General features: G+C 54.9%; 21 protein-coding genes and 1 tRNA gene. 21 read left to right on the top strand and 1 reads right to left on the bottom strand.

Annotated features, from left to right (window positions below; translation table 11 throughout):
* Window positions 1–8 precede the first annotated feature (8 nt).
* Window positions 9–380 (top strand): DnaJ family domain-containing protein, encoded by a 372-nt coding sequence (locus tag AC6CHQ_RS04425; protein WP_498080964.1) that lies wholly within the window; start codon window positions 9–11, stop codon window positions 378–380.
* Window positions 381–441: 61 nt separating this feature from the next.
* On the opposite strand, the gene AC6CHQ_RS04420 is transcribed toward AC6CHQ_RS04425, so the two are convergent.
* On the bottom strand, window positions 442–858 hold the full coding sequence (locus tag AC6CHQ_RS04420) for a DUF2507 domain-containing protein (RefSeq protein WP_498080963.1): 417 nt from the start codon (window positions 856–858) through the stop codon (window positions 442–444).
* 241 nt (window positions 859–1,099) lie between these two features.
* Here AC6CHQ_RS04420 and AC6CHQ_RS04415 point away from each other — a divergent pair, with 241 nt between their 5' ends.
* From AC6CHQ_RS04415 to hemL, 20 genes are all read left to right on the top strand, one after another.
* A complete protein-coding gene (locus AC6CHQ_RS04415; protein ID WP_498080962.1) occupies window positions 1,100–1,705 on the top strand; it encodes a succinate dehydrogenase cytochrome b558 subunit in 606 nt (201 codons plus the stop codon).
* A 53-nt stretch (window positions 1,706–1,758) separates the two neighbouring features.
* Window positions 1,759–3,510, top strand: a complete 1,752-nt coding sequence (sdhA, locus tag AC6CHQ_RS04410) for a succinate dehydrogenase flavoprotein subunit (RefSeq protein WP_251238534.1) — start codon at window positions 1,759–1,761, stop codon at window positions 3,508–3,510.
* Window positions 3,511–3,535: 25 nt separating this feature from the next.
* Window positions 3,536–4,336 (top strand): succinate dehydrogenase iron-sulfur subunit, encoded by an 801-nt coding sequence (gene sdhB, locus AC6CHQ_RS04405; protein WP_092051480.1) that lies wholly within the window; start codon window positions 3,536–3,538, stop codon window positions 4,334–4,336.
* Between the two features lie 192 nt (window positions 4,337–4,528).
* Window positions 4,529–4,990 carry an acyl-CoA thioesterase gene (locus AC6CHQ_RS04400; protein WP_092051476.1) on the top strand — a complete coding sequence of 154 codons (462 nt, stop codon included), beginning with the start codon at window positions 4,529–4,531 and terminating at the stop codon, window positions 4,988–4,990.
* Between the two features lie 84 nt (window positions 4,991–5,074).
* On the top strand, window positions 5,075–5,299 hold the full coding sequence (locus AC6CHQ_RS04395; RefSeq protein ID WP_092051473.1) for a helix-turn-helix domain-containing protein: 225 nt from the start codon (window positions 5,075–5,077) through the stop codon (window positions 5,297–5,299).
* Between the two features lie 70 nt (window positions 5,300–5,369).
* Entirely contained in the window at window positions 5,370–5,867 is a 498-nt protein-coding gene (locus AC6CHQ_RS04390; RefSeq protein ID WP_092051470.1) for a MarR family winged helix-turn-helix transcriptional regulator, read from the top strand.
* 109 nt (window positions 5,868–5,976) lie between these two features.
* On the top strand, window positions 5,977–6,582 hold the full coding sequence (locus tag AC6CHQ_RS04385; RefSeq protein WP_498080961.1) for an XTP/dITP diphosphatase: 606 nt from the start codon (window positions 5,977–5,979) through the stop codon (window positions 6,580–6,582).
* A gap of 20 nt (window positions 6,583–6,602) precedes the next feature.
* Window positions 6,603–7,100 (top strand): metallophosphoesterase, encoded by a 498-nt coding sequence (locus AC6CHQ_RS04380; RefSeq protein ID WP_498080960.1) that lies wholly within the window; start codon window positions 6,603–6,605, stop codon window positions 7,098–7,100.
* A 64-nt stretch (window positions 7,101–7,164) separates the two neighbouring features.
* Window positions 7,165–7,238, top strand: a tRNA-Arg gene (locus tag AC6CHQ_RS04375).
* 138 nt (window positions 7,239–7,376) lie between these two features.
* Window positions 7,377–8,354: a tetratricopeptide repeat protein gene (locus tag AC6CHQ_RS04370; RefSeq protein WP_092051462.1), complete on the top strand. Its 978-nt coding sequence runs from the start codon at window positions 7,377–7,379 to the stop codon at window positions 8,352–8,354.
* Window positions 8,355–8,456: 102 nt separating this feature from the next.
* Complete coding sequence (tig, locus tag AC6CHQ_RS04365; RefSeq protein WP_498080959.1) at window positions 8,457–9,743, top strand: trigger factor; 1,287 nt, start codon at window positions 8,457–8,459, stop codon at window positions 9,741–9,743.
* Window positions 9,744–9,914: 171 nt separating this feature from the next.
* A complete protein-coding gene (clpX, locus tag AC6CHQ_RS04360) occupies window positions 9,915–11,189 on the top strand; it encodes an ATP-dependent protease ATP-binding subunit ClpX (RefSeq protein WP_092051458.1) in 1,275 nt (424 codons plus the stop codon).
* 125 nt (window positions 11,190–11,314) lie between these two features.
* Window positions 11,315–13,639 carry an endopeptidase La gene (gene lon, locus AC6CHQ_RS04355; protein ID WP_498080958.1) on the top strand — a complete coding sequence of 775 codons (2,325 nt, stop codon included), beginning with the start codon at window positions 11,315–11,317 and terminating at the stop codon, window positions 13,637–13,639.
* Window positions 13,636–14,220 carry a ribosome biogenesis GTP-binding protein YihA/YsxC gene (gene yihA, locus AC6CHQ_RS04350; RefSeq protein ID WP_251238540.1) on the top strand — a complete coding sequence of 195 codons (585 nt, stop codon included), beginning with the start codon at window positions 13,636–13,638 and terminating at the stop codon, window positions 14,218–14,220. The genes lon and yihA overlap by 4 nt, the downstream gene beginning before the upstream one ends.
* A 358-nt stretch (window positions 14,221–14,578) precedes the next feature.
* Window positions 14,579–15,940 (top strand): glutamyl-tRNA reductase, encoded by a 1,362-nt coding sequence (gene hemA, locus AC6CHQ_RS04345; protein ID WP_498080977.1) that lies wholly within the window; start codon window positions 14,579–14,581, stop codon window positions 15,938–15,940.
* Between the two features lie 85 nt (window positions 15,941–16,025).
* A complete protein-coding gene (locus AC6CHQ_RS04340; RefSeq protein WP_498080957.1) occupies window positions 16,026–16,856 on the top strand; it encodes a cytochrome c biogenesis protein in 831 nt (276 codons plus the stop codon).
* 22 nt (window positions 16,857–16,878) lie between these two features.
* Window positions 16,879–17,808: a hydroxymethylbilane synthase gene (gene hemC / locus AC6CHQ_RS04335; RefSeq protein ID WP_092051447.1), complete on the top strand. Its 930-nt coding sequence runs from the start codon at window positions 16,879–16,881 to the stop codon at window positions 17,806–17,808.
* Window positions 17,801–18,565, top strand: coding sequence for a uroporphyrinogen-III synthase (locus tag AC6CHQ_RS04330; protein ID WP_092051444.1), 765 nt, complete (start codon window positions 17,801–17,803; stop codon window positions 18,563–18,565). Before hemC ends, AC6CHQ_RS04330 begins: the two co-directional genes overlap by 8 nt.
* Window positions 18,562–19,542 carry a porphobilinogen synthase gene (gene hemB / locus AC6CHQ_RS04325; RefSeq protein ID WP_251238542.1) on the top strand — a complete coding sequence of 327 codons (981 nt, stop codon included), beginning with the start codon at window positions 18,562–18,564 and terminating at the stop codon, window positions 19,540–19,542. Before AC6CHQ_RS04330 ends, hemB begins: the two co-directional genes overlap by 4 nt.
* A gap of 1 nt (window position 19,543) precedes the next feature.
* The gene (hemL, locus tag AC6CHQ_RS04320; RefSeq protein ID WP_285858591.1) at window positions 19,544–20,836 is read left to right on the top strand and encodes a glutamate-1-semialdehyde 2,1-aminomutase; all 1,293 of its coding nucleotides are present in this window, start codon (window positions 19,544–19,546) and stop codon (window positions 20,834–20,836) included.
* Window positions 20,837–21,056: the final 220 nt, after the last annotated feature.

Raw genomic sequence — 21,056 nt, 5'->3', positions numbered from 1 at the left:
GCGACGGGATGAACTGGAGAATCGTTGAAGATGCCATCATCAGGGCGCGGGAGGAAGGGAAGTTCGAAAATCTTCCGGGAGCGGGCAAACCGTTGCCGAAGGATGAGCTGGAGCATGTGCCCGCGGACATCCGGATGGCCGTCAGGATCTTGAAGAACAGCGGCTATGATGAAGAGGCCCTGTTTGTTCAGAGGGAGATAAATGAACTGGGCAGCCGTCTCAGACAGGCTCCGGATGGGGAAAAGACCGAACTGGAACAGGCCTATCACAGCCAAATGAGAAAGATGAACAGCCTTCTATCCAAGAAGGGCCTTCAGACCAACAGCTCGGCGTTCAGGCAGTACAGCCGGCAGGTCCATGACCGGCTGAAATGGGACTGAGATCAGAAAGAGGCCGCGCGGCAGGAATTTCCGCCGCACGGCCTCTCTTTCTATTGATAGATTACTCCCAGGCGAGGATCAGCTTCACGACACCTTGCCTGCGGTCGGGTTCCGGCCGGCATTCGGAGTTCTTGCCACTGATTTTCTGGTACTGGCCTGCCAGGAATCCGGCTTCCGCCGTATAGCAGCGAGCCCCTTTTTTTACCTGTTCCGGATCGGGGGAAAGAATATAGACGATTTCCCGTTTGCCCGATGATTCCTGCGCGAGTTCTCCCCAGCCGGCTTCCCGGAAGAAGCCGGGTGCTTCATCCATTTCTAACAACGGGAATGTCGAGGCCAATTCCTTGCCTGCCCAGTAGAGGATTTCTTCTTCATGCCTGCCCAGGACGGAAGGAAGGATATGGTCGCGGAATAGGGCATACCCGAACGCAGTCGGGCCTGCTTGTTCCACTTTTTCCTGATCCGGTTTTAACTCCATTTATGTTCGCCTCTTCCGTTAGAAAACTTTGCCGGAAGCTTTTTTAGCTGCCCCGGAACCGCAGACGCGGCTTTTGTCGAAAATGTGACCGTCATCTTGATTTCACTTTACTCTAGGAGTACAATGGTCATGTCTTATTATTGTAATCATGATGAAATAAGCAGTCAATGTCCGCTTCTGCCACCAGGTGGAGGCGTCCTTGCCTGCCTGTTTGTCAGTACTAAGGGGGGTAAAAGATTTCATGAGAGATTCTGATTTTGGCTTGCGCCGGCTGCACTCGCTTCTGGGGATCATCCCGATTGGCCTGTTCCTCACGCAGCACTTGGTGATCAACCACTTTGCAACGCAGGGGGTCGAGGCATTCAACACTGCGTCGGATTTCATGGGCAATTTGCCTTTCGTCCTGTGGCTTGAGTGGATCGTCATCTACATCCCGCTCATGTTCCACGCGTTCTTCGGCCTGTACATTGCATTCACCTCGAAGCCGAACACGAACCGCTACGGTACATATCGGAACTGGATGTTCCTGCTGCAGCGTATCACAGGTGTATTCCTCGTGGTTTTCATCGCTTGGCACATCTGGCAGACACGTATCCAGAAGGCGCTTGGCGCCGAAGTGGACTTCGACATGATGGCGGACATCTTTGCCAATCCGTTTATGATCGCGTTCTACCTGGCTGGTGTCATTGCAGCAACGTTCCACCTGGCTAACGGCTTCTGGTCGTTCCTCGTCACATGGGGCATCACTCAGTCTCCGCGCTCGCAGCGCATCTCCACGCTGGTCATGATGGGCCTGTTCCTCGTCCTGTCCGTGATCGGCATCCGCGCCATCTTCGCATTCGTGTGATGACTGGCGTCCCGTGTCACCTACTTTGATCTAACTGAGGAGTGAAAGATAGAATGGCGAAAAGCAAGTTGATCGTCGTCGGCGGCGGCCTTGCCGGCCTGATGGCGACGATTAAGGCTGCCGAAGCAGGCACACCTGTCGAATTGTTCTCCCTCGTTCCTGTAAAACGTTCCCACTCCGTCTGTGCGCAGGGCGGCATCAACGGTGCGGTCAACACAAAAGGGGAAGGCGATTCCCCTATGATCCACTTTGATGACACCGTGTACGGCGGTGACTTCCTGGCGAACCAGCCTCCTGTAAAAGCGATGGCTGAAGCGGCTCCGGGAATCATCCACCTGATGGACCGGATGGGCGTCATGTTCAACCGGACTCCTGAAGGTCTGCTCGACTTCCGCCGTTTCGGCGGAACGCTCCACCACCGCACGGCTTTTGCCGGCGCGACGACAGGCCAGCAGCTTCTTTACGCGCTGGACGAGCAGGTCCGACGCTTTGAAGTGGAAGGCCTCGTCAAGAAGTATGAAAACTGGGAGTTCCTCGGAATCGTCCAGGACGATGAGGGTGTCTGCCGCGGCGTTGTTGCGCAGGACCTGAAAACGATGGAAATCCAGACGTTCCGTTCGGATGCCGTGATCCTGGCTACCGGCGGACCGGGGATCATCTTCGGTAAATCGACGAACTCCGTCATCAACACAGGCTCCGCTGCGGCAATCGCTTATCAGCAGGGCGCAACCTACGCGAACGGCGAGTTCATCCAGATTCACCCGACGGCAATCCCTGGGGATGACAAGCTCCGTCTCATGTCCGAGTCGGCACGCGGCGAAGGTGGCCGTGTATGGACTTACAAGGACGGCAAGCCTTGGTACTTCCTCGAAGAAAAATATCCGGCTTACGGTAACCTCGTACCGCGTGATATCGCGACTCGTGAAATCTTCGATGTGTGCGTTAACCAGAAGCTCGGTGTCAACGGGGAGAACATGGTATACCTTGACCTCTCCCACAAAGATTCCCGTGAGCTCGACATCAAGCTCGGCGGCATCATTGAAATCTATGAGAAATTCACCGGCGACGATCCGCGCAAAGTGCCGATGAAGATCTTCCCTGCGGTCCACTACTCGATGGGCGGCCTCTGGGTCGACTATGACCAGATGACAAACATCCCGGGCCTCTTTGCTGCAGGTGAAGCGGACTACTCCATGCACGGTGCAAACCGTCTTGGTGCGAACTCCCTCCTGTCCGCAATATACGGCGGTATGGTTGCAGGGCCGAACGCCGTCAAGTATATGGCTGGCCTCGACAAGCATGCCGAAGACCTATCTTCGACGATCTACGATAACGTAATCAAGTCGGAAGGGCAGAAGTGGGAAGACATCATGAAGATGGACGGCAAGGAAAACGCCTATGTCCTTCATAAGGAACTCGGCGAGATCATGACCGATAACGTCACGGTCGTCCGCTTCAATGACAAGCTGCAGGAGACGGACTACAAGATCCAGGAACTCCTCGAACGCTACGAAAATATCAACGTCCATGATACTTCCCGCTGGTCCAACCAGGGTGCGGCATTTACCCGCCAGCTGAAGAACATGCTTTACCTGGCACGGGTCATTACAATCGGAGCACTTAACCGTGACGAAAGCCGCGGCGCGCACTATAAGCCGGACTTCCCTGAGCGGAACGATGAAGAGTTCCTGAAGACGACAATGGCTTCGTTCAACGGCGGCGCCAACGCACCGAAGTTCGAGTATGCCGATGTCGATGTATCCCTGATCAAGCCGCGTAAGCGCGACTATACATCGAAGCACTGATCTCTGCGAAAGGAGACGTATAACAATGGCTGAAACTGCTGTAAAGGAACGGAATGAGGCGACGGCCGCTAAGACCGTCCGCTTTAAAATCCAGCGTCAGGATAGCCCGGAATCGAGCCCTTATTGGGAAACGTTCGAAGTCCCTTACCGCCAGAACATGAACGTCATTTCGGCGCTCATGGAAATCCGCCGGAACCCGGTGAACACTGAAGGTAAGCAGACTTCCCCGATCCAATGGGAAATGAACTGCCTGGAGGAAGTCTGCGGTGCCTGCTCGATGGTCATCAACGGCCGCCCGCGCCAGTCGTGTACGGCGCTTGTCGACCAGCTGACCCAGCCGATCACGCTTGAACCGATGCGTACGTTCCCGGTCGTCCGCGACCTGGTCGTTGACCGTGAAGTCATGTTCGACTCGCTCAAGAAGGTCAAAGCATGGGTTCCGATCGACGGTACGTATGACCTCGGAGAAGGCCCGCGTATGCCTGAGCGCAAGCGCCAGTGGGCATATGAGCTTTCCAAGTGCATGACTTGCGGCGTCTGCCTCGAAGCATGCCCGAACGTCAACGACAAGACGAACTTCATCGGCCCTGCGCTGATTTCTCAAGTCCGTCTGTTCAACTCGCACCCGACAGGCGCGATGAACCGTGACGAGCGCCTGGATGCCCTTATGCAGGACGGCGGTCTCGCAGAATGCGGTAACTCGCAAAACTGTGTGGTCGCTTGCCCGAAAGGCATTCCGCTCACTACTTCGATCGCTGCGATGAACCGCGCGGCATCTGTTTATTCCTTCAAGCGCTTCTTCGGCTCCGACCACATGGTCGACTGATGCTGCGCACAACCCCCGCACCGGCCTGTCCGGAATGCGGGGGTTTTTTTATGCCCGAAACGAGCGTCCATGCCGTGTCACATCCGGTCGTTGACTTATATAGTAGGGGCATGCCTTCTGTTTCCAACCGGGACTCCATCTGTTATCATAGTAGAATGAATAGTCATTCATTTTGATTGGAGGAAAAGGATCATGAGGGCATCATACATCGGAGATTTCGAGGAATGGAAGCAGGGATTCAACTTTTCGGTTCCGGTCACCGTCCGTTTTTCCGAGACGGATATGTTCGGACACCTGAACAATACGGTCAACTTCACTTATTTTGAACATGCCAGGATCGAATATCTGAAACATCTCGGTCTCATGGAAAACTGGCTGGATTCGGAGGAGGGCGCAATCACGGTCGTCGCAGATCTGCAATGCGATTACCTGAAACAGGTGTTTTTTGATGAGCAACTGGATATCCACGTCAAAACGGCAAGGGTCGGGAGCACTTCCCTGGACATCCATTACTTGGCGGCCGGCCCTGACGGGGAGCCTGCATTTACCGGCCGGGGAACGATTGTCCAGGTCAGCAGGAAGACAGGAAAACCGCTGCCTTGGTCCGACAAGGCACTTGATGCACTCGGTGCCGCATCTTCCATCGTCCGATAAACATTCGAAAGCCGGGCAAACGCCGTCACCGCCGGACCCGTCCCTTCATACTCTACGATGAAGAGTTGAGGGGAGGGGCGCTACGTGGCGGATGAGCTGCATCATCGTTCATTGCTGACCGGAAGGGAAAGAGAAATCTTCCAGCTGTTGGTGAAGGATCACACAACGAAAGAAATTGCAGCCAAGCTGGGGATCAGCGAAAAGACCGTCCGGAATCATATTTCAAACACCATTCAGAAGTTAGGGGTATCCGGACGCGCTCAGGCAATAGTCGAGCTTCTCCGGCTTTCGGAACTCTCGCTTGACTAAATATACTTGCCATTCCGCACGAAACCGTTCACAATGTAACTATTCAAACGGTTTCGGGAGTGGTGAGTTGATGGCTGGCTTGAACGGAGAGGACCTGCAGCACGACGGGGAAGAAATCGCGTTCGTCGAAAAAGAGCTTCGGCATATCTCGGCACTGATCAAACAGAGCGGTCGGGAGATTCTTGACAATTATCCGATTACTCCACCCCAGTTCGTGGCACTGCAATGGCTGCTCGAACACGGAGACATGACGATCGGCGACTTGTCGAACAAGATGTATCTGGCTTTTTCGACGACAACCGATCTCGTTGACAGGATGGAGAAGAACCGCCTTGTAAAGAGGGTGCGTGACGATCAGGATCGCCGTGTCGTCCGGATTCATCTGCTCGAGGACGGGGAGCGCATCATCCAGGAAGTCATCGAAAAACGGCAGAAGGATCTCCAGGCCGTGCTGTCCGACTTTTCGGCAGAGGAAGTCGTCCTGCTTTCCGGCATGCTGTCCAAGCTGCATGCAGGCATGAAAGAAGGCAGGAAGCGAAGAATGGAACTGAAAAATACACAACGATGATTGTTGGGCGGCAAAGTGCCCGGAGCCGGTGGAGCTTCGGGTTTTTCGCCGTCCCGGAACGGTTATGATACGATGAGACGGCAAATGCCGTGCGGAAGGAGAGGTTCTGATGAATGAAGTGATCATCGCAACGAAAAACAGGGGAAAGGCAAAGGATTTTGAAGCGCTGTTATCCCCGTATGGAATCCGGGTTCTGACACTTTTCGACGTGGCGCCTGATCTCGATATCGAGGAGACGGGCACAACATTCAGGGAAAATGCCGCACTCAAGGCCGAGACGGTGGCCGCACAGCTCGGCAAAATGGTGATTGCGGATGACAGCGGACTATCCGTGGATGCCCTGGACGGCAAGCCCGGTGTCTATTCTGCCCGCTACAGCGGCGAGGGGGCTACAGATGAACGGAATATCGAGAAGCTGCTTTCCGACCTGTCTGCAGTACCGGACGAAGAACGCACTGCACGCTTTGTGTGCGTGCTTGCCATTGCCGCACCAGGAACCGAAACACGATTTTTCGAAGGGGCATGTGAAGGGCGCATCCTGAGGGCACCGGCAGGGGAAAACGGGTTCGGCTATGATCCAATCTTTTATGTGCCGACAGAAGAACGGACGATGGCCCAGCTGACCCCTGAAGAAAAAGCGGCTGTCTCACACCGGGGCGAAGCCATCCGCAAGCTTGAAGAAAAAGCCGGTGAAGTGTTCGGGAAAAGGCCATGACCGTTTGGCGGATTGCAGTGATGAGCGATTCCCATGGTGACGTGAAAACGGTCCGGCAGTTTTTGGACAAGCAGCTTGACGCGGATCATCTCGTCCATTGCGGAGACAGTGAACTCTCCGCGCATGATGAACTGCTCGGACAGATGATCTCGGTCAAAGGCAACTGTGACCCTGACGGACTTCAGGAGCATCGGATGTTTGAGGCGGGAGAGTTCCGGGTGCTCGTCACGCACGGCCATCTGGAGCGGGTCAAGTCCGGCATGCTGCCCATCCAGTATCGGGCAGAAGAAACCGGTGCGGACATTGTCCTGTTCGGCCATACCCACCTGTATGGTGCCGAAGTGCAGAACGGCGTCCTTTATGTGAATCCGGGCAGCACCCACAGGCCTCCGTCAGGGCGTCCGGCAACTTATGCGGTGATCGAAGGGGAGGCCGGCGGTGTCTCGGTCAGCTTCCTTCATCCCGACGGAAAAGTGGCAGATACAGCTGTCTTTACTGATTTTAAGAAACGCCGTTGACTTTCATCGGCAAGGACCCTATAATTATCTTTGTCTTGCGCAGCCGGAAGGTTGCCTTTTCCTTGTCCCAGTAGCTCAGCAGGATAGAGCAACAGCCTTCTAAGCTGTCGGTCGGGGGTTCGAATCCCTCCTGGGACGTCAGAAGCATCGCCGGAGGCGGTGCTTTTTGTTTTTCGGCCGGGAAACCGTTTTACATGGGATTTTGCGTGACGCAAAAGCATATGCACAGCGTCTTGCGGCTATGCTATCATTGATGAAAAGAAGGGGGTGGGACTGATGCGCAGGAAGAGACGCCAGCTCAGAAAACACGGCAAGGTCATCGTGATGCCGGGTACATTCGAACGGCTGATGGATGATGGCCTGCGCGCGGTCTCCGAGGAACGCTATGATGAGGCGGCCCCCCTCATCCGCCAGGCCCTTTCCTACGAGCCGGGGCATGCAAGCCTTCTCGGGGCCCTCACCGTCGCGCTTTATGAACTTCGTGAGTACGCGGAAGCCAAAGAGGCCGCGACACGGTATCTGCAGGCCGGTCCTTCCAACTACATCGAAGCAATGGAGCTTTATCTGTCCATCTGCATTCAGCTCCGGGACTATGATGAAGTGGAGGACACGATTTCCGCACTGCTTGAAGAAGGGATCATTCCGGAGGAGCGCCGGGAAAAGTTTGTTTATCTTCAGGGCCTGAACCGGAGGCTCCTTGACCGCTATGAAGAGCCGCCCGATACGCCGGAAGGGCCGCCGGATCTGGAAAAATTTCTTGCTTTGCCGGAAGGTGAGCAGCACGAATGCCTTTCATCCGTTCCTGACAGCGAGCTTCCCGAATGGTCCGGCTTCCTTGCCGGGCTGGTGGAACATGAGTCTGCGCTGCCGCTTGTAGTGACGTATGCACTTGTCCTTCTTGCGGGAATCGGATATGATTCTCCGGTGACCGTACAAAAGTTCGGCGTCCGGGAAACCGTCATCCCGGCACGTCTCCCGGGTCCCGGTGATATGCAGAAAGCCGGAGAGGTGGAGGACATCCTGAAAGACCTGTTTACACAGGATCCGTCCAAGGAGCAGATCGCCGTCCAGCTTCTGCGAACTTACCGGTTCACCGCGTATCCGTTCGAATGGCCCGGGCACTCCTCGGCGGAGGTCGCGGATGCGTACCATACATATATAGAAAGCCTGTTTGACGGTACAGATGCCGGGGCACACCCGGTCATAGACCTCATCAACAAAATCGAACTATTCCACAATGGCCGGCAGCTATGAAATTCTTGAATATGCACTCATCTGTGCTATACTGAGAAAGTTGTCAAACCAGTGAACACAAGCGCTCAAAAAGCGAATTATATCGTCTGGAGGTATGTAAACATGGCAGTAAATTGGGAAAAGCAAGAAGGTAATGAGGGTATCCTCACATTTGAAGTTTCGGCAGAAACATTCAGCAAAGGTCTGGATCAGGCATTCAAGAAGGTCGTCAAGCAAGTAAACGTACCGGGCTTCCGCAAAGGGAAAGTTCCGCGCAAAATCTTCGAGCAGATGTTCGGCGTAGAATCCCTCTACCAGGATGCAATCGATGCAGTCCTGCCTGAGGCCTACACAAACGCAATCGACGAAGCAGGCATCAACCCGGTTGCACAGCCGGAAATCGATGTCGAACAGATCGAAGCCGGACAGCCGGTCGTCTTCAAAGCGAACGTAACAGTCAAGCCTGAAGTCAAGCTCGGCGAGTACAAAGGCCTTGAGGTTGAACGCCAGGAAACAGCTGTCACTGACGAAGAAATCGAAGAGCAGCTGAACGACCGCCGCCAGGGCAATGCTGAGTTCGTCATCAAAGAAGACGAGCCGGCAGCAGAAGGCGACACGGTTGTCATCGACTTCGAAGGCTTCACGGACGGCGAGCCATTTGAAGGCGGAAAAGCGGAAGGCTACGAGCTTGAACTCGGATCCAACAGCTTCATCCCAGGCTTTGAAGAGCAGCTGACAGGCGTAAAAGCAGGCGAATCCAAAGACGTGGAAGTATCTTTCCCTGAGGAATACCACGCAGCGGAACTCGCGGGCAAGCCGGCAACATTCAAAGTGACGGTACATGAAGTGAAATCCCGCGAACTTCCGGAGCTTGACGATGAGTTCGCAAAAGAAATCGACAGCGAAGTTGCAAGCCTTGACGAGCTGCGCAGCAAGATGAAGGAACAGACAGCTCAAGAAAAGAAAGACGCATCCGAAGCGGCTCTCCGCGATGAGCTTGTCGAGCAGGCTGCGAAAAACGCAGACATCGAAATTCCTGAAGTGATGGTAGAAGGCGAAGTTGACCGCATGATCCAGGAATTCGGCCAGCGTCTTCAGCAGCAGGGCATGACACTCGACCTGTACTACCAGTTCTCCGGACAGGACGAAGCGGCACTCCGTGCACAGATGAAGGAAGATGCGGAAACGCGCGTGCGTGTATCCCTCGTCCTCGAAGCCATCGCAAAAGCGGAAGGCGTGACTGTCGGAGAAGAAGATATCCAGGAAGAGCTCAAGACAATGTCCGGCCAGTTCAACATGGACACCGAGCAGATCAAGCAGATCCTCGGCGGTACAGAAATGCTTGAAAACGACATCCGTTTCAAGAAGACGATCGAATTCCTCGTCGAAAACGCAAAAATCAGCGAATAATCCACCTCTGCCATCAGGGGCAAAAAAATGAAAGAAACAGGCGCCGGTTGACTCCAGCGCCTTCTTTCATACATTGGGAAGCTTTTTTCGCGCCAGATGTGCCCGGTACGAAATGTTTGCCAACGATTAGGCAATCTTGTAAGATTGTCACTTGAATAGGGGTGAACGACTTTGTTTAAATTCAACGATGAAAACGAAAACCTGAACTGCTCCTTCTGCGGCAAACCACAAGAACAGGTCCGCAAACTGGTTGCCGGTCCGGGTGTCTATATCTGTGACGAATGCATCGAGCTCTGCTCCGAAATCGTCGAAGAGGAAGTCGGCACCGGAGAAGAAGGCTTCGAACTCAAGGATGTTCCGAAACCTCGCGATATCCAGACCATCCTCGATGAGTATGTGATCGGGCAGGACCGTGCGAAAAAGGCATTGTCCGTTGCGGTATATAACCATTATAAGCGCGTCAATTCCAACTCCAAGATCGACGACGTGGAATTGGCGAAATCCAACATTGTGCTGATCGGGCCTACAGGCAGCGGGAAAACCCTCCTTGCCCAGACTTTGGCACGCATTCTCGATGTGCCGTTTGCCATGGCGGACGCTACATCACTGACGGAAGCCGGCTATGTAGGCGAGGACGTCGAAAACATTTTGCTGAAGCTGATCCAGTCAGCGGACTACGATATCGAGCGTGCCGAAAAAGGCATCATCTATATTGATGAAATCGATAAGGTTGCCCGGAAATCCGAGAACCCGTCGATCACACGCGATGTATCCGGAGAAGGCGTGCAGCAAGCGCTCCTGAAAATCCTTGAAGGCACAGTTGCGAGTGTTCCGCCACAGGGCGGCCGCAAGCATCCGCATCAGGAATTCATCCAGATTGACACGACGAATGTCCTGTTCATTGTGGGCGGAGCTTTCGATGGCATTGAAGACATCATTAAGCGCCGGATCGGCAAGAAGGTCATCGGTTTCGGCTCCGAAAAGGCGAATGCGGACGACGAACAATCGCTGCTTTCCCGCCTGATTCCGGAAGACCTGCTGCGCTACGGCCTGATTCCTGAATTTATCGGACGTCTGCCGGTTCTTGCCAGCTTGGAACAGCTGGATGAGGACACGCTTGTCCAGATTCTCACCGGGCCGAAAAACGCGGTCGTCAAGCAATATCAGAAGATGCTCGAGCTGGACAGTGTCCGCCTGACCTTCGAAGATGAGGCGCTCCGTGCCATCGCCGCAGAGGCGATCGAGCGCAAGACGGGTGCCCGCGGACTCCGGTCGATCATCGAGAAAATCATGCTCGATGTCATGTATGACCTACCATCCCGCGAGGATGTGGTGGACTGCATCATCACGAAGGATTCTGTCACCGACGGAGCTGAGCCGCTTCTCCTTGATGAGAATGGCGATCCGGTCGGCAATGACTCTGATAACGAAAAGACATCGGCTTGATCCAACTGGAAGAGCCGGCATCCATCTGCCGTCTTAGCGGCAGCGGACGGATGCCGGCTTTTTCGCAACGGATAAGTTTTAACCCGTATCGAAACGGACATGAATACATGGAGGTGACTCCGAATATGCCGACAAATAAAATGAATGATATTCCATACTTGCCCCTGCGGGGGATGCTGGTGTTTCCGAAAATGGTGCTCCATATCGACGTTGGCCGTGAGCGGTCGATGGCGGCGATCGAGCGTGCCATCGTGGAGGAGAACAAGATCTTCCTCGTTTCCCAGCGTGACATTTCCGTTGAACAGCCGACCCTGGAAGAACTGTACGGGACAGGCATACTTGCGGAGGTGAAGCAGACAGTCAAGCTTCCGAACGGGACGATGAGGGTCCTGATCGAGGGGCTGGATCGTGCAAAGCTGATCGCACTTGATGATGGGGAGTCATATTCAACTGCCAATATCGAGCTGATCGAGCCGGACCGGGAATCCGATATCGAGCACGAAGCATTAATGAGAACGCTGCTGGAACAGTTCAAGAAATACACGAAGCTCTCCAAGAAAGTCACCGATGAGACTTACGAGTCGGTGGCTGACATTTCCGAGCCCGGCCGTCTTGCCGATATGGTTGCGGCCAATCTTCCGCTGAAAGTGGCCGGCAAACAGGAAGTGCTTGAGCTGTTTAACGTAAAGGAACGGATCGAATGGCTGATCAGCCGCCTCCTCAATGAGCAGGAAGTACTCAGCCTGGAGAAGAAGATCAACAAGCGTGTCAAAGAAGCGATGGAAAAGACACAAAAAGAGTTCTACCTGCGTGAACAGATGAAAGCCATCCAGACGGAGCTCGGCGATGCGGACGGCAAAGGCGGGGAAACTGCGGAACTGCGTGAACGGATTCTGGAATCAGGGATGCCGAAGCATGTGCTTACCGCAGCCCTGCGCGAGCTGGACCGTTACGAACGTCTTCCTGCGGCCGCAGCGGAAAGCGGCGTCATCCGGAGTTATATCGACTGGCTGCTTGCCCTTCCATGGACTGAAGAGACAGAGGACCGCCTTGACCTGAACCGCGCCGAACGGATCCTGAACCGTGATCATGACGGCCTGGAGCAAGTTAAGGAACGGATCCTTGAATACTTGGCCGTCCAGCAGATGACCGGTTCCCTTCGAGGGCCGATCCTCTGTCTGGCGGGTCCTCCAGGGGTCGGGAAAACGTCGCTTGCACGTTCTATCGCGGAATCGCTTGGAAGGAAGTTTGTCCGGATCGCGCTTGGCGGCGTCAGAGATGAATCCGAAGTGCGGGGACACCGGCGTACGTATGTAGGTGCCATGCCGGGACGGATCATCCAAGGGATGCGGAAAGCGGGGACCGTCAACCCGGTCTTCCTGCTGGACGAAATCGATAAGATGTCGAACGACTTCCGTGGAGATCCGTCTTCCGCAATGCTCGAGGTACTGGATCCGGAGCAGAACCATAACTTCAGCGACCATTATATTGAAGAAACCTATGATCTCTCGAAGGTGATGTTCGTCGCGACCGCGAACGATCTCAGCATGATTCCGGGGCCGTTGCGTGACCGCATGGAAATCATCACGATCCCCGGCTACACCGAGCTGGAAAAGCAGTTGATCGCGAAAAACCACTTGTATCCAAGGCAGCTGGAGCGCCATGGCCTGACAAAGGCGCAGCTCCGCATCTCGGACGAGGCGTTCCGTTATCTGATCCGCTACTACACGCGCGAAGCCGGCGTCCGTTCATTGGAACGGCAAATTGCCGCCATCGCACGAAAAGCGGTGAAGCGCATTATATCCGGCAAGAACAAGCGTGTCCAGGTTTCACCGAAAGTTGTCGTTGAGATGCTCGGTAAGCCGAAATTCCGCTATGGCATGGCCGAGCTGGAAAATCAGGTGGGCGCTGCGACCGGGCTTGCCTATACGACAGTAGGGGGAGATACCCTTCAGATCGAAGTGTCCCTGTCTGCAGGAAAAGGCAAGCTCATCCTTACCGGCAAACTTGGGGACGTCATGAAAGAGTCGGCACAGACTGCGCTCTCATATGTCCGTTCCCATGCCGAAGAGCTCGGCATCGACCCATCCTTCCACGAAGACACCGATCTTCATATCCACGTGCCGGAAGGGGCCGTGCCGAAGGACGGGCCTTCAGCCGGCATTACGATCGCAACGGCGCTCGTATCGGCGCTGACAAAGCGGCCGGTCCGGAGGGAAGTCGGCATGACGGGCGAAATCACGCTGCGCGGCCGTGTCCTGCCGATCGGCGGCCTCAAAGAAAAGACATTAAGCGCGCACCGCGCGGGATTGACGACTATTGTCATCCCTGCGGACAATGAACGGGATATCGAGGATATCCCCGACACAGTCCGTGAAGAGCTGACTTTCCACCCCGTCAGCAATGTGACGGAAGTGCTGGAAATCGCTCTGGAGGAGGAACAGAAATGAAAGTAAACAATGCCGAGATCACCATCAGCGCGGTCAAGCCCGAACAGTACCCCGACGAGGGTTACCCGGAATTCGCGCTGGCGGGACGCTCGAATGTCGGTAAATCATCGTTCATCAACAAGATGATCGGCCGGAAGAGCCTTGCCAGAACATCGTCCAAGCCGGGCAAGACGCAGACACTCAATTTCTACAAGATTGAGGACTCCTTCTATTTTGTAGATGTGCCGGGCTACGGCTATGCGAAAGTTTCAAAATCAGAACGCGAGGCGTGGGGCAAGATGATCGAGCGCTACCTGACGGGCCGCGAGCAGCTTAAATCCGTCATCCAGCTCATTGACCTCCGCCACCCGCCATCTGAAGATGACATCATCATGTATGATTTTCTGAAGCACTACAACCTGCCGACGATCATCGTCGCCACGAAGGCGGATAAGATTCCGAAAAGCAGGCTGCCTAAGCACCGGAAGATCATCAAGGAAGCACTCGGTCTCGAAGAAGGCGACCCGTTTGTCCTGTTTTCCTCCGAAACGGGTCAGGGCAAGGAAGAAGCCTGGGCCATCCTTGAAAAACGAATGAAGTGAAAACCGGATTTATTATAGGCAGCGGCAGCCTTTCCTCTTTGGAAAAGACAAGCCGCTGCTTTTTGTTCTGAATGCGGTACATACGGCACAGGATTTCTACATACACTGGCAGGACGGGGAATTATCCATTTTGGAGCGGCTGCCAGGTTTAGTCCGCCCGCTGGATGTATATAGACAACCATATCCTTTATTTACATAGGCGGGTTTTTTGATTCGCCGATTTTCTTTTGCTATACTTTGATTGTAATCATTATAAAGTGGCTTTCATGGCTTGTTCACATTTGGGCCGGTTCCGGGCTGAATGGCGTGGTATAATGAGAGCCGTGAAATGAAAGAACGTGAGAGGTGTGACACCTTTATGTATTCCATTGTCGTCGGTGTAAACTACCGGACGGCGCCTGTCGAGCTCAGGGAGCGGCTCAGTTTCCTTGAGTCCGACCTTCCCGCGGCCATGCAGGCGCTGCAGAATGAAAAAAGCATCCTGGAGAATGTCATTGTCTCGACATGCAACCGCACCGAGATTTATGCCGTCGGGGATCAGCTGCACACTGTGCGTTATTATGTCAAACGCTTCCTGGCAAAGTGGTTCGGGATGGAGCTGGAAGAAATCGAACCGTACCTTACCATCGAAGTGCAGGACGAAGCGGTGCGTCATCTGTATAAGGTCGCTGCGGGCATCGACTCGATGGTGCTCGGCGAAACACAGATCCTCGGACAGGTCCGCTCAAGCTTTATGATCGGGCAGGAACACGGTACGACCGGTACCGTCTTCAACGAGCTGTTCAAGCGGGCGATCACCAATGCGAAGCGTGCGCATTCCGAAACGGAAATCGGTGAAAATGCGGTTTCCGTCTCCTATGCTGCAGTCGAACTGGCCAAGAAAATCTTCGGTTCGCTCAGCCGCAAGCATGTCGTGATTGTCGGCGCCGGCAAAATGGGTGAGCTGGCCATCAAGAACCTATATGGAAGCGGCGTAGGTAAGGTCACCGTCCTTAACCGCACACTCAGCAAGGCGGAGGCGATGGCCGAGAAGTTCAACGGGACCGCCAAGCCGATGAATGAACTTCAGTGCTCACTGCTTGAGGCAGACATTGTGATCAGTTCGACAGGCGCACAGGATTTTGTCATCGACTACGACATGATGAAAGATGTCGAGAAGCTGCGGAAGGGCAAGCCGCTCTTTATGGTCGACATCGCGGTCCCTCGTGACCTCGATCCGAAAATCGGTGACCTGTCAAACGTCTTCCTGTATGATATCGATGACCTGCACGGCATTGTCGAAGCGAACCTTGCCGAACGCCGCCGCGCGGCCGACCAGATCATGGACATGATCGAAACGGAACTGGTCTCCTTCGACGAATGGCTGACAACGCTCGGTGTCGTTCCGGTCATTTCTGCACTCCGCAAGAAGGCACTTTCCATCCAGGAAGAAACGATGGAAAGCATTCTCAATAAGATGCCGGACCTGACGGAGCGCGAGAAAAAAGTCCTCAGCAAGCATACAAAGTCGATCATCAACCAGATGCTGAAGGAACCGATCCTGCAGGCCAAGGAAATTGCGGGATCACCGGATGCCGCCCGCCAGCTCGAGCTGTTCCAGCGGATCTTCGGAATCGAAGAAGCCGTTGCGGAAGAGTATGCCGAAACCGCGGTGCGTGCAAAGGAAAAACGGGCCAAGGAAGCCGGCCTTGCCGCCATGAAACCGTCACCGGTGCACTGATTGTTTTTAAAGGGCGTTTCCGCATCTATGTGATACACTATAGACGCGGAAACGCTCTTTTTTAATAAGAAAGCAGAGGGTTTCAATGACCGAATTCGGACTGATGAGGCTGCATGAGGCCATGGTCGTCCTCTATGCGGCCAGCCTTGTGTTCTATTTTATCGACTTTTTGAACAGCCAGCCGAAAGCGAGGAAAGCTGCATTCTTCACGCTTGCTGCAGTCTGGCTTATGCAGACGATGTTTCTTATCGGGAACATCCTTGAGGAGCAGCGTTTTCCTGTGCTCAGCCTTTCGGAAGGCATTAACTTCTATGCATGGCTGCTGATTACGATGTCGCTCGTCGTCCACCTGTTCAGGAAAGCCCATTTCGCGGTGTTTTTCCTGAATGTGATCGGCTTTGCGGCAGTTGTCATCACGGCTTTCGGGGAAGCGGGAACGCCCGGCAGCGCAGTTGGTGAGGCGCTCATTTCGGAACTGCTGTTTATCCACATCACTTTCGCGATGATCTCTTACACGGCCTTTTCGCTGTCATTTGTTTTTGCGATCCTTTATCTGCTCCTTTACCGAACGCTGAAAAACAAAAAATGGGACGGCCGGTGGGGCAGGCTGCCATCTCTCGAGCAAGCAAAGCGGGCGATGACCATTTCGGTCGTCGTCGGGGTGCCGGTTCTTCTCATGAGCCTGATTCTCGGGCTCCAGTGGGCCTTTATCGCCGCAGGGCCATTTCCGGTGTGGGACCCGAAAATCATCGGTTCGTTTCTTCTGCTTGTCATTTACTGTGTGCTGCTGGTCTTGCAGAACCGCGGCAAGCTGAACGGACCTGACATCGCCTGGGGACATATCCTGGCATTTCTTGCGGTAATCGTAAATTTCCTGCTGATCAGCAGGTTATCCGTGTTTCATTTCTGGTATTGATATTTGAAAGGGTGGGTTCACTTTGAGAAAAATCATTGTCGGTTCAAGACGTTCCAATCTGGCGCTTACGCAGACCAACTGGTTTATCGACCAGCTGAAGGAAGCGGGTGTGCCGTTTGAGTTTGAAGTAAAGGAGATTGTCACAAAAGGCGATAAGATCCTGGATGTCATGCTGTCGAAAGTCGGAGGAAAGGGTCTGTTCGTCAAAGAGATCGAGCAGGCGCTGATCGACAAAGAGATCGATTTTGCCGTGCACTCCATGAAGGACATGCCTGCCGAGCTTCAGGAAGGCCTGACGGTCGGCTGTGTGCCGGAGCGGGAAGATGTGCGTGACGCCTACATCGCAAACGGGCATATCCGCCTGGAAGATCTTCCTGCAGGGGCGGTTGTCGGAACATCAAGTCTCCGCCGCAGTTCCCAGCTGCTCATGATCCGTCCGGACATTGAGATCAAGTGGATCCGCGGCAACATCGAGACGCGGCTCAGAAAGCTCCGTGACGGTGAATATGATGCAATCCTCCTGGCTGCTGCGGGACTCAACCGGATGGGCTGGGATCAGGAACTCGTCACCCAATACCTGGAGCCGGAGCAGTGCATCCCGGCTGTGGGACAGGGTGCCCTTGGCATCGAATGCCGTTCGGATGACGAGGAACTTCTGCGCGAGCTTTCGAAACTTACCGAACCGACTACGGAACAGGCTGTCACGGCGGAGCGTACGTTCCTGAATGAAATGGACGGAAGCTGCCAGGTGCCGATCGGCGGCCACGCGATTGTGGACGGCGGCCAGATCCGCTTCACAGGCTTTGTGGCATCGCCTGATGCAGGAGATGTATTCCGTGCGACCGTTATGGATGCGGACCCGGTCAATGCCGGAAAGGAGGCGGCACGCATGCTGAAAGAGCAGGGTGCCGACGAAGTCCTCCGGAAAGTGAAGGCGGACCTTGATGCGTGACAAACATCCTCTTTCTGGGATGACGGTGATTTTCACCGGAACCCCGAAGGCGAAGGAAGCGGTGGCTTCCGTCCAGCTGCAGGGCGGCAATCCCGTCATCCTGCCGCTCATCAAGACCGTTGAGAAAATCGTTCCGACCGATTCGCTGAGGATGCAGACGTGCACTTCCTATGAATGGCTGATCTTCACCAGCGCCAACGCGGCACATTATTTTGGCCTAAAGATGGAACAGGAAGGCTTCACGGCGGAAGACATCCCTGTAAAGATCGCGGCTGTCGGAAGTGAAACGGCCAAGGCGCTGGAAAACATCGGTTTCCGGGCGGATTTCATTCCGGCTACGTTCAGCGCGGATCATTTCGTTGAGGAATTCCCATCGGTTTCCGATGAGAACGATCGCTGCCTGTTCCTAAAAGGTGACCTCGCGAAGGAAACGATCAAGGAAGGGCTTCCGAATGAAGTAGATGAGTGGACCGTCTACGAGACGGTTAACGACGAGGAGGGCATCCGCGAACTGGCGGATGAGCTCAGAAAGGGCGGCAGGATCGCCGTGCTGTTCGCAAGCCCGTCTGCCGTCAGGGTGTTTGATCAGCATATCGCGCCGGATACCGGATGGGCCGGCTTCACGATCGGTGCGATCGGCCATGTGACCGAACAGGCGCTGCAGGAAGCAGGCGCAGCGGTCCATGTGAAACCCGAACGGTACACACTGCTCGACCTCGTCCGGGAATTAGGCAACCGAAAGGAAGGAATCTCATGAATGAACTTCAGTTTGCACGTCATCGCCGCCTGCGCAACTCCGCAGCGATGCGCGCGATGGTGCGCGAGACCGTTCTGAATAAGGAAGATCTGATCTATCCGATTTTCGTAGCGGAAGGGAAAGACATCCGCACGGAAGTCAGCTCGATGCCAGGGGTCTACAACTTGTCGCTTGACCATCTTGGCGCAGAAGTGGACGAAGTTGTGTCACTTGGAATTCCGGCAGTTCTCCTGTTTGGAGTGCCTGAGCATAAAGACGCGGAAGGCACAGAAGCATACCATGACCACGGCATTGTCCAGGAAGCGACACGCCTGATCAAGGAGCGCCATCCGGAACTGCTAGTCGTTGCGGATACATGCCTGTGCGAGTATACGGACCATGGCCACTGCGGCCTGATCGAGGAAGGCCGTATCCTGAACGACCCGTCGCTCGACCTTTTGGCCCGCACAGCTGTCAGCCAGGCCAAGGCAGGAGCGGATATTATCGCACCGTCCAATATGATGGACGGCTTTGTTACGGTGATCCGCCAAGCTTTGGATGAAGCAGGCTTTGAAGATGTGCCGATCATGTCCTATGCGGTGAAGTATGCATCCGCCTACTACGGACCATTCCGTGAGGCTGCGGGCAGCACGCCGCAGTTCGGTGACCGGAAAACATACCAGATGGACCCGGCCAACCGGCTTGAAGCGATCCGTGAAGCGCAGTCCGACATCGAGGAAGGTGCGGACATGCTGATCGTGAAGCCATCGCTGTCCTATATGGATGTCATGCGCGAAGTCAAGGACTTCTCCGGCGTGCCGGTTGTCGCCTATAACGTGAGCGGCGAGTACTCGATGATCAAGGCCGCCGCACAGAACGGCTGGGTCGACGAGGAAAAGATCGTCATGGAGACACTGACATCGATGAAGCGCGCAGGCGCCGACATGATCATAACGTACTTCGCGAAAGACGCGGTACGATACATGGAGGGGAACTGATTTGGCCCGATCGTATGAGAACTCGAAAAAAGCCTTTTCCGAAGCAGTCAATCTGATGCCGGGCGGCGTCAACTCGCCGGTCCGCGCATTCAAGGCGGTCGACATGGACCCGCTCTTCATGGAACAGGGAAAAGGTGCCGTCATCACCGATATCGACGGCAATGACTATATCGACTACGTCCTGTCCTGGGGCCCGCTGATCCACGGCCATGCCGATGACGATGTCGTCGCGGCGATCAATGAACAGGCCGCAAAAGGATCCAGCTTTGGCGCTTCCACACTTGCCGAAAACGAGCTTGCGAAAATCGTGATCGACCGCGTGCCGTCGATCGAGATGATCCGCATGGTGTCGTCCGGTACTGAAGCGACGATGAGCGCTCTCCGGGTGGCACGCGGTGTCACCGGACGCGACAAGATCCTGAAATTCGAAGGCTGCTACCACGGCCACGGGGATTCGCTGTTGATCAAGGCCGGTTCAGGAGTTGCGACACTCGGCCTGCCTGACAGCCCTGGAGTTCCTGCTTCGATCGCGGGCAATACGATTACCGTTGCCTACAACGACCTTGACGCTGTGCGCCAGGCATTCGAAAACTTCGGTGAAGACATTGCCGCGGTTATCGTCGAACCGGTCGCGGGCAACATGGGTGTCGTTCCTCCGAACGAAGGCTTCCTGGAAGGACTCCGTGAAGTCACCGAACAGCACGGCTCGCTCCTGATCTTCGACGAAGTCATGACCGGCTTCCGTGTCGGCTATAACAGCGGACAGGGACTGTTCGGCGTAACACCAGATCTTACCTGCCTCGGCAAAGTCATCGGCGGCGGCCTCCCGGTCGGTGCATTCGGCGGGAAACGCGAGATCATGGAACAGGTCGCTCCGGCCGGCCCGATCTATCAGGCCGGCACGCTATCCGGCAACCCGCTCGCCATGGCGGCAGGGATTGCGACTCTGAGCAAACTCACGCCTGAATCGTATGACCACTTCAAGGCACTTGGCGACCGTCTGGAAGCCGGCTTCCGCGAAGCGGCAGAGGCGAACAACATCCCTCATACCGTCAACCGTGCCGGCTCGATGATCGGCTACTTCCTCACAAACGAGGACGTAACCGACTTTGAAAGCGCGAAGACGTCCGATACAGAACTGTTCGGCAAGTACTACGCCCTGATGGCGGAAGAAGGCATTTACCTGCCGCCGTCCCAGTTCGAAGGCGTCTTCATTTCCACCGCCCACACCGAAGCGCATATCGACCGCACGGTGGAGGCATTCCACAAAGTGTTCAAACAGCTGAAGCGATAATGATTTGTGTGACCGTCCCGGAATGGGGCGGTTTTTTTGTTGTGGCAGGTGTCATCGTGTACTTTCAGCGGGCCATGGTGTACTTTCGCCGTGCCATCGTGTACTTTCAGGACCGCTTAGTGTACTTTCGCTCATTATGTCAACTCAGCTATCCTAAATGAAGTGGCCAGCTCCAAGCCGCCATTCCACAGTCAACAATCCGCGTTTCCCAAAAATAGAC

It is taken from the genome of Bhargavaea sp. GQ12, assembly GCF_059758705.1.
This window is presented reverse-complemented; position numbering and strand designations above follow the sequence as displayed.

What these genes read in the sequence shown, in the direction of transcription:
- AC6CHQ_RS04420 (WP_498080963.1), bottom strand. Translation starts at nt 858, where the DNA reads ATGGAGTTAAAACCGGATCAGGAAAAAGTGGAACAAGCAGGCCCGACT.
- AC6CHQ_RS04415 (WP_498080962.1), top strand. Translation starts at nt 1,100, where the DNA reads ATGAGAGATTCTGATTTTGGCTTGCGCCGGCTGCACTCGCTTCTGGGG.
- AC6CHQ_RS04385 (WP_498080961.1), top strand. Translation starts at nt 5,977, where the DNA reads ATGAATGAAGTGATCATCGCAACGAAAAACAGGGGAAAGGCAAAGGAT.
- tig (WP_498080959.1), top strand. Translation starts at nt 8,457, where the DNA reads ATGGCAGTAAATTGGGAAAAGCAAGAAGGTAATGAGGGTATCCTCACA.
- AC6CHQ_RS04390 (WP_092051470.1), top strand. Translation starts at nt 5,370, where the DNA reads ATGGCTGGCTTGAACGGAGAGGACCTGCAGCACGACGGGGAAGAAATC.
- AC6CHQ_RS04425 (WP_498080964.1), top strand. Translation starts at nt 9, where the DNA reads ATGAACTGGAGAATCGTTGAAGATGCCATCATCAGGGCGCGGGAGGAA.
- AC6CHQ_RS04380 (WP_498080960.1), top strand. Translation starts at nt 6,603, where the DNA reads ATGAGCGATTCCCATGGTGACGTGAAAACGGTCCGGCAGTTTTTGGAC.
- hemA (WP_498080977.1), top strand. Translation starts at nt 14,579, where the DNA reads ATGTATTCCATTGTCGTCGGTGTAAACTACCGGACGGCGCCTGTCGAG.
- AC6CHQ_RS04370 (WP_092051462.1), top strand. Translation starts at nt 7,377, where the DNA reads ATGCGCAGGAAGAGACGCCAGCTCAGAAAACACGGCAAGGTCATCGTG.
- lon (WP_498080958.1), top strand. Translation starts at nt 11,315, where the DNA reads ATGCCGACAAATAAAATGAATGATATTCCATACTTGCCCCTGCGGGGG.
- hemB (WP_251238542.1), top strand. Translation starts at nt 18,562, where the DNA reads ATGAATGAACTTCAGTTTGCACGTCATCGCCGCCTGCGCAACTCCGCA.
- AC6CHQ_RS04340 (WP_498080957.1), top strand. Translation starts at nt 16,026, where the DNA reads ATGACCGAATTCGGACTGATGAGGCTGCATGAGGCCATGGTCGTCCTC.
- AC6CHQ_RS04330 (WP_092051444.1), top strand. Translation starts at nt 17,801, where the DNA reads ATGCGTGACAAACATCCTCTTTCTGGGATGACGGTGATTTTCACCGGA.
- yihA (WP_251238540.1), top strand. Translation starts at nt 13,636, where the DNA reads ATGAAAGTAAACAATGCCGAGATCACCATCAGCGCGGTCAAGCCCGAA.
- AC6CHQ_RS04400 (WP_092051476.1), top strand. Translation starts at nt 4,529, where the DNA reads ATGAGGGCATCATACATCGGAGATTTCGAGGAATGGAAGCAGGGATTC.
- sdhB (WP_092051480.1), top strand. Translation starts at nt 3,536, where the DNA reads ATGGCTGAAACTGCTGTAAAGGAACGGAATGAGGCGACGGCCGCTAAG.
- sdhA (WP_251238534.1), top strand. Translation starts at nt 1,759, where the DNA reads ATGGCGAAAAGCAAGTTGATCGTCGTCGGCGGCGGCCTTGCCGGCCTG.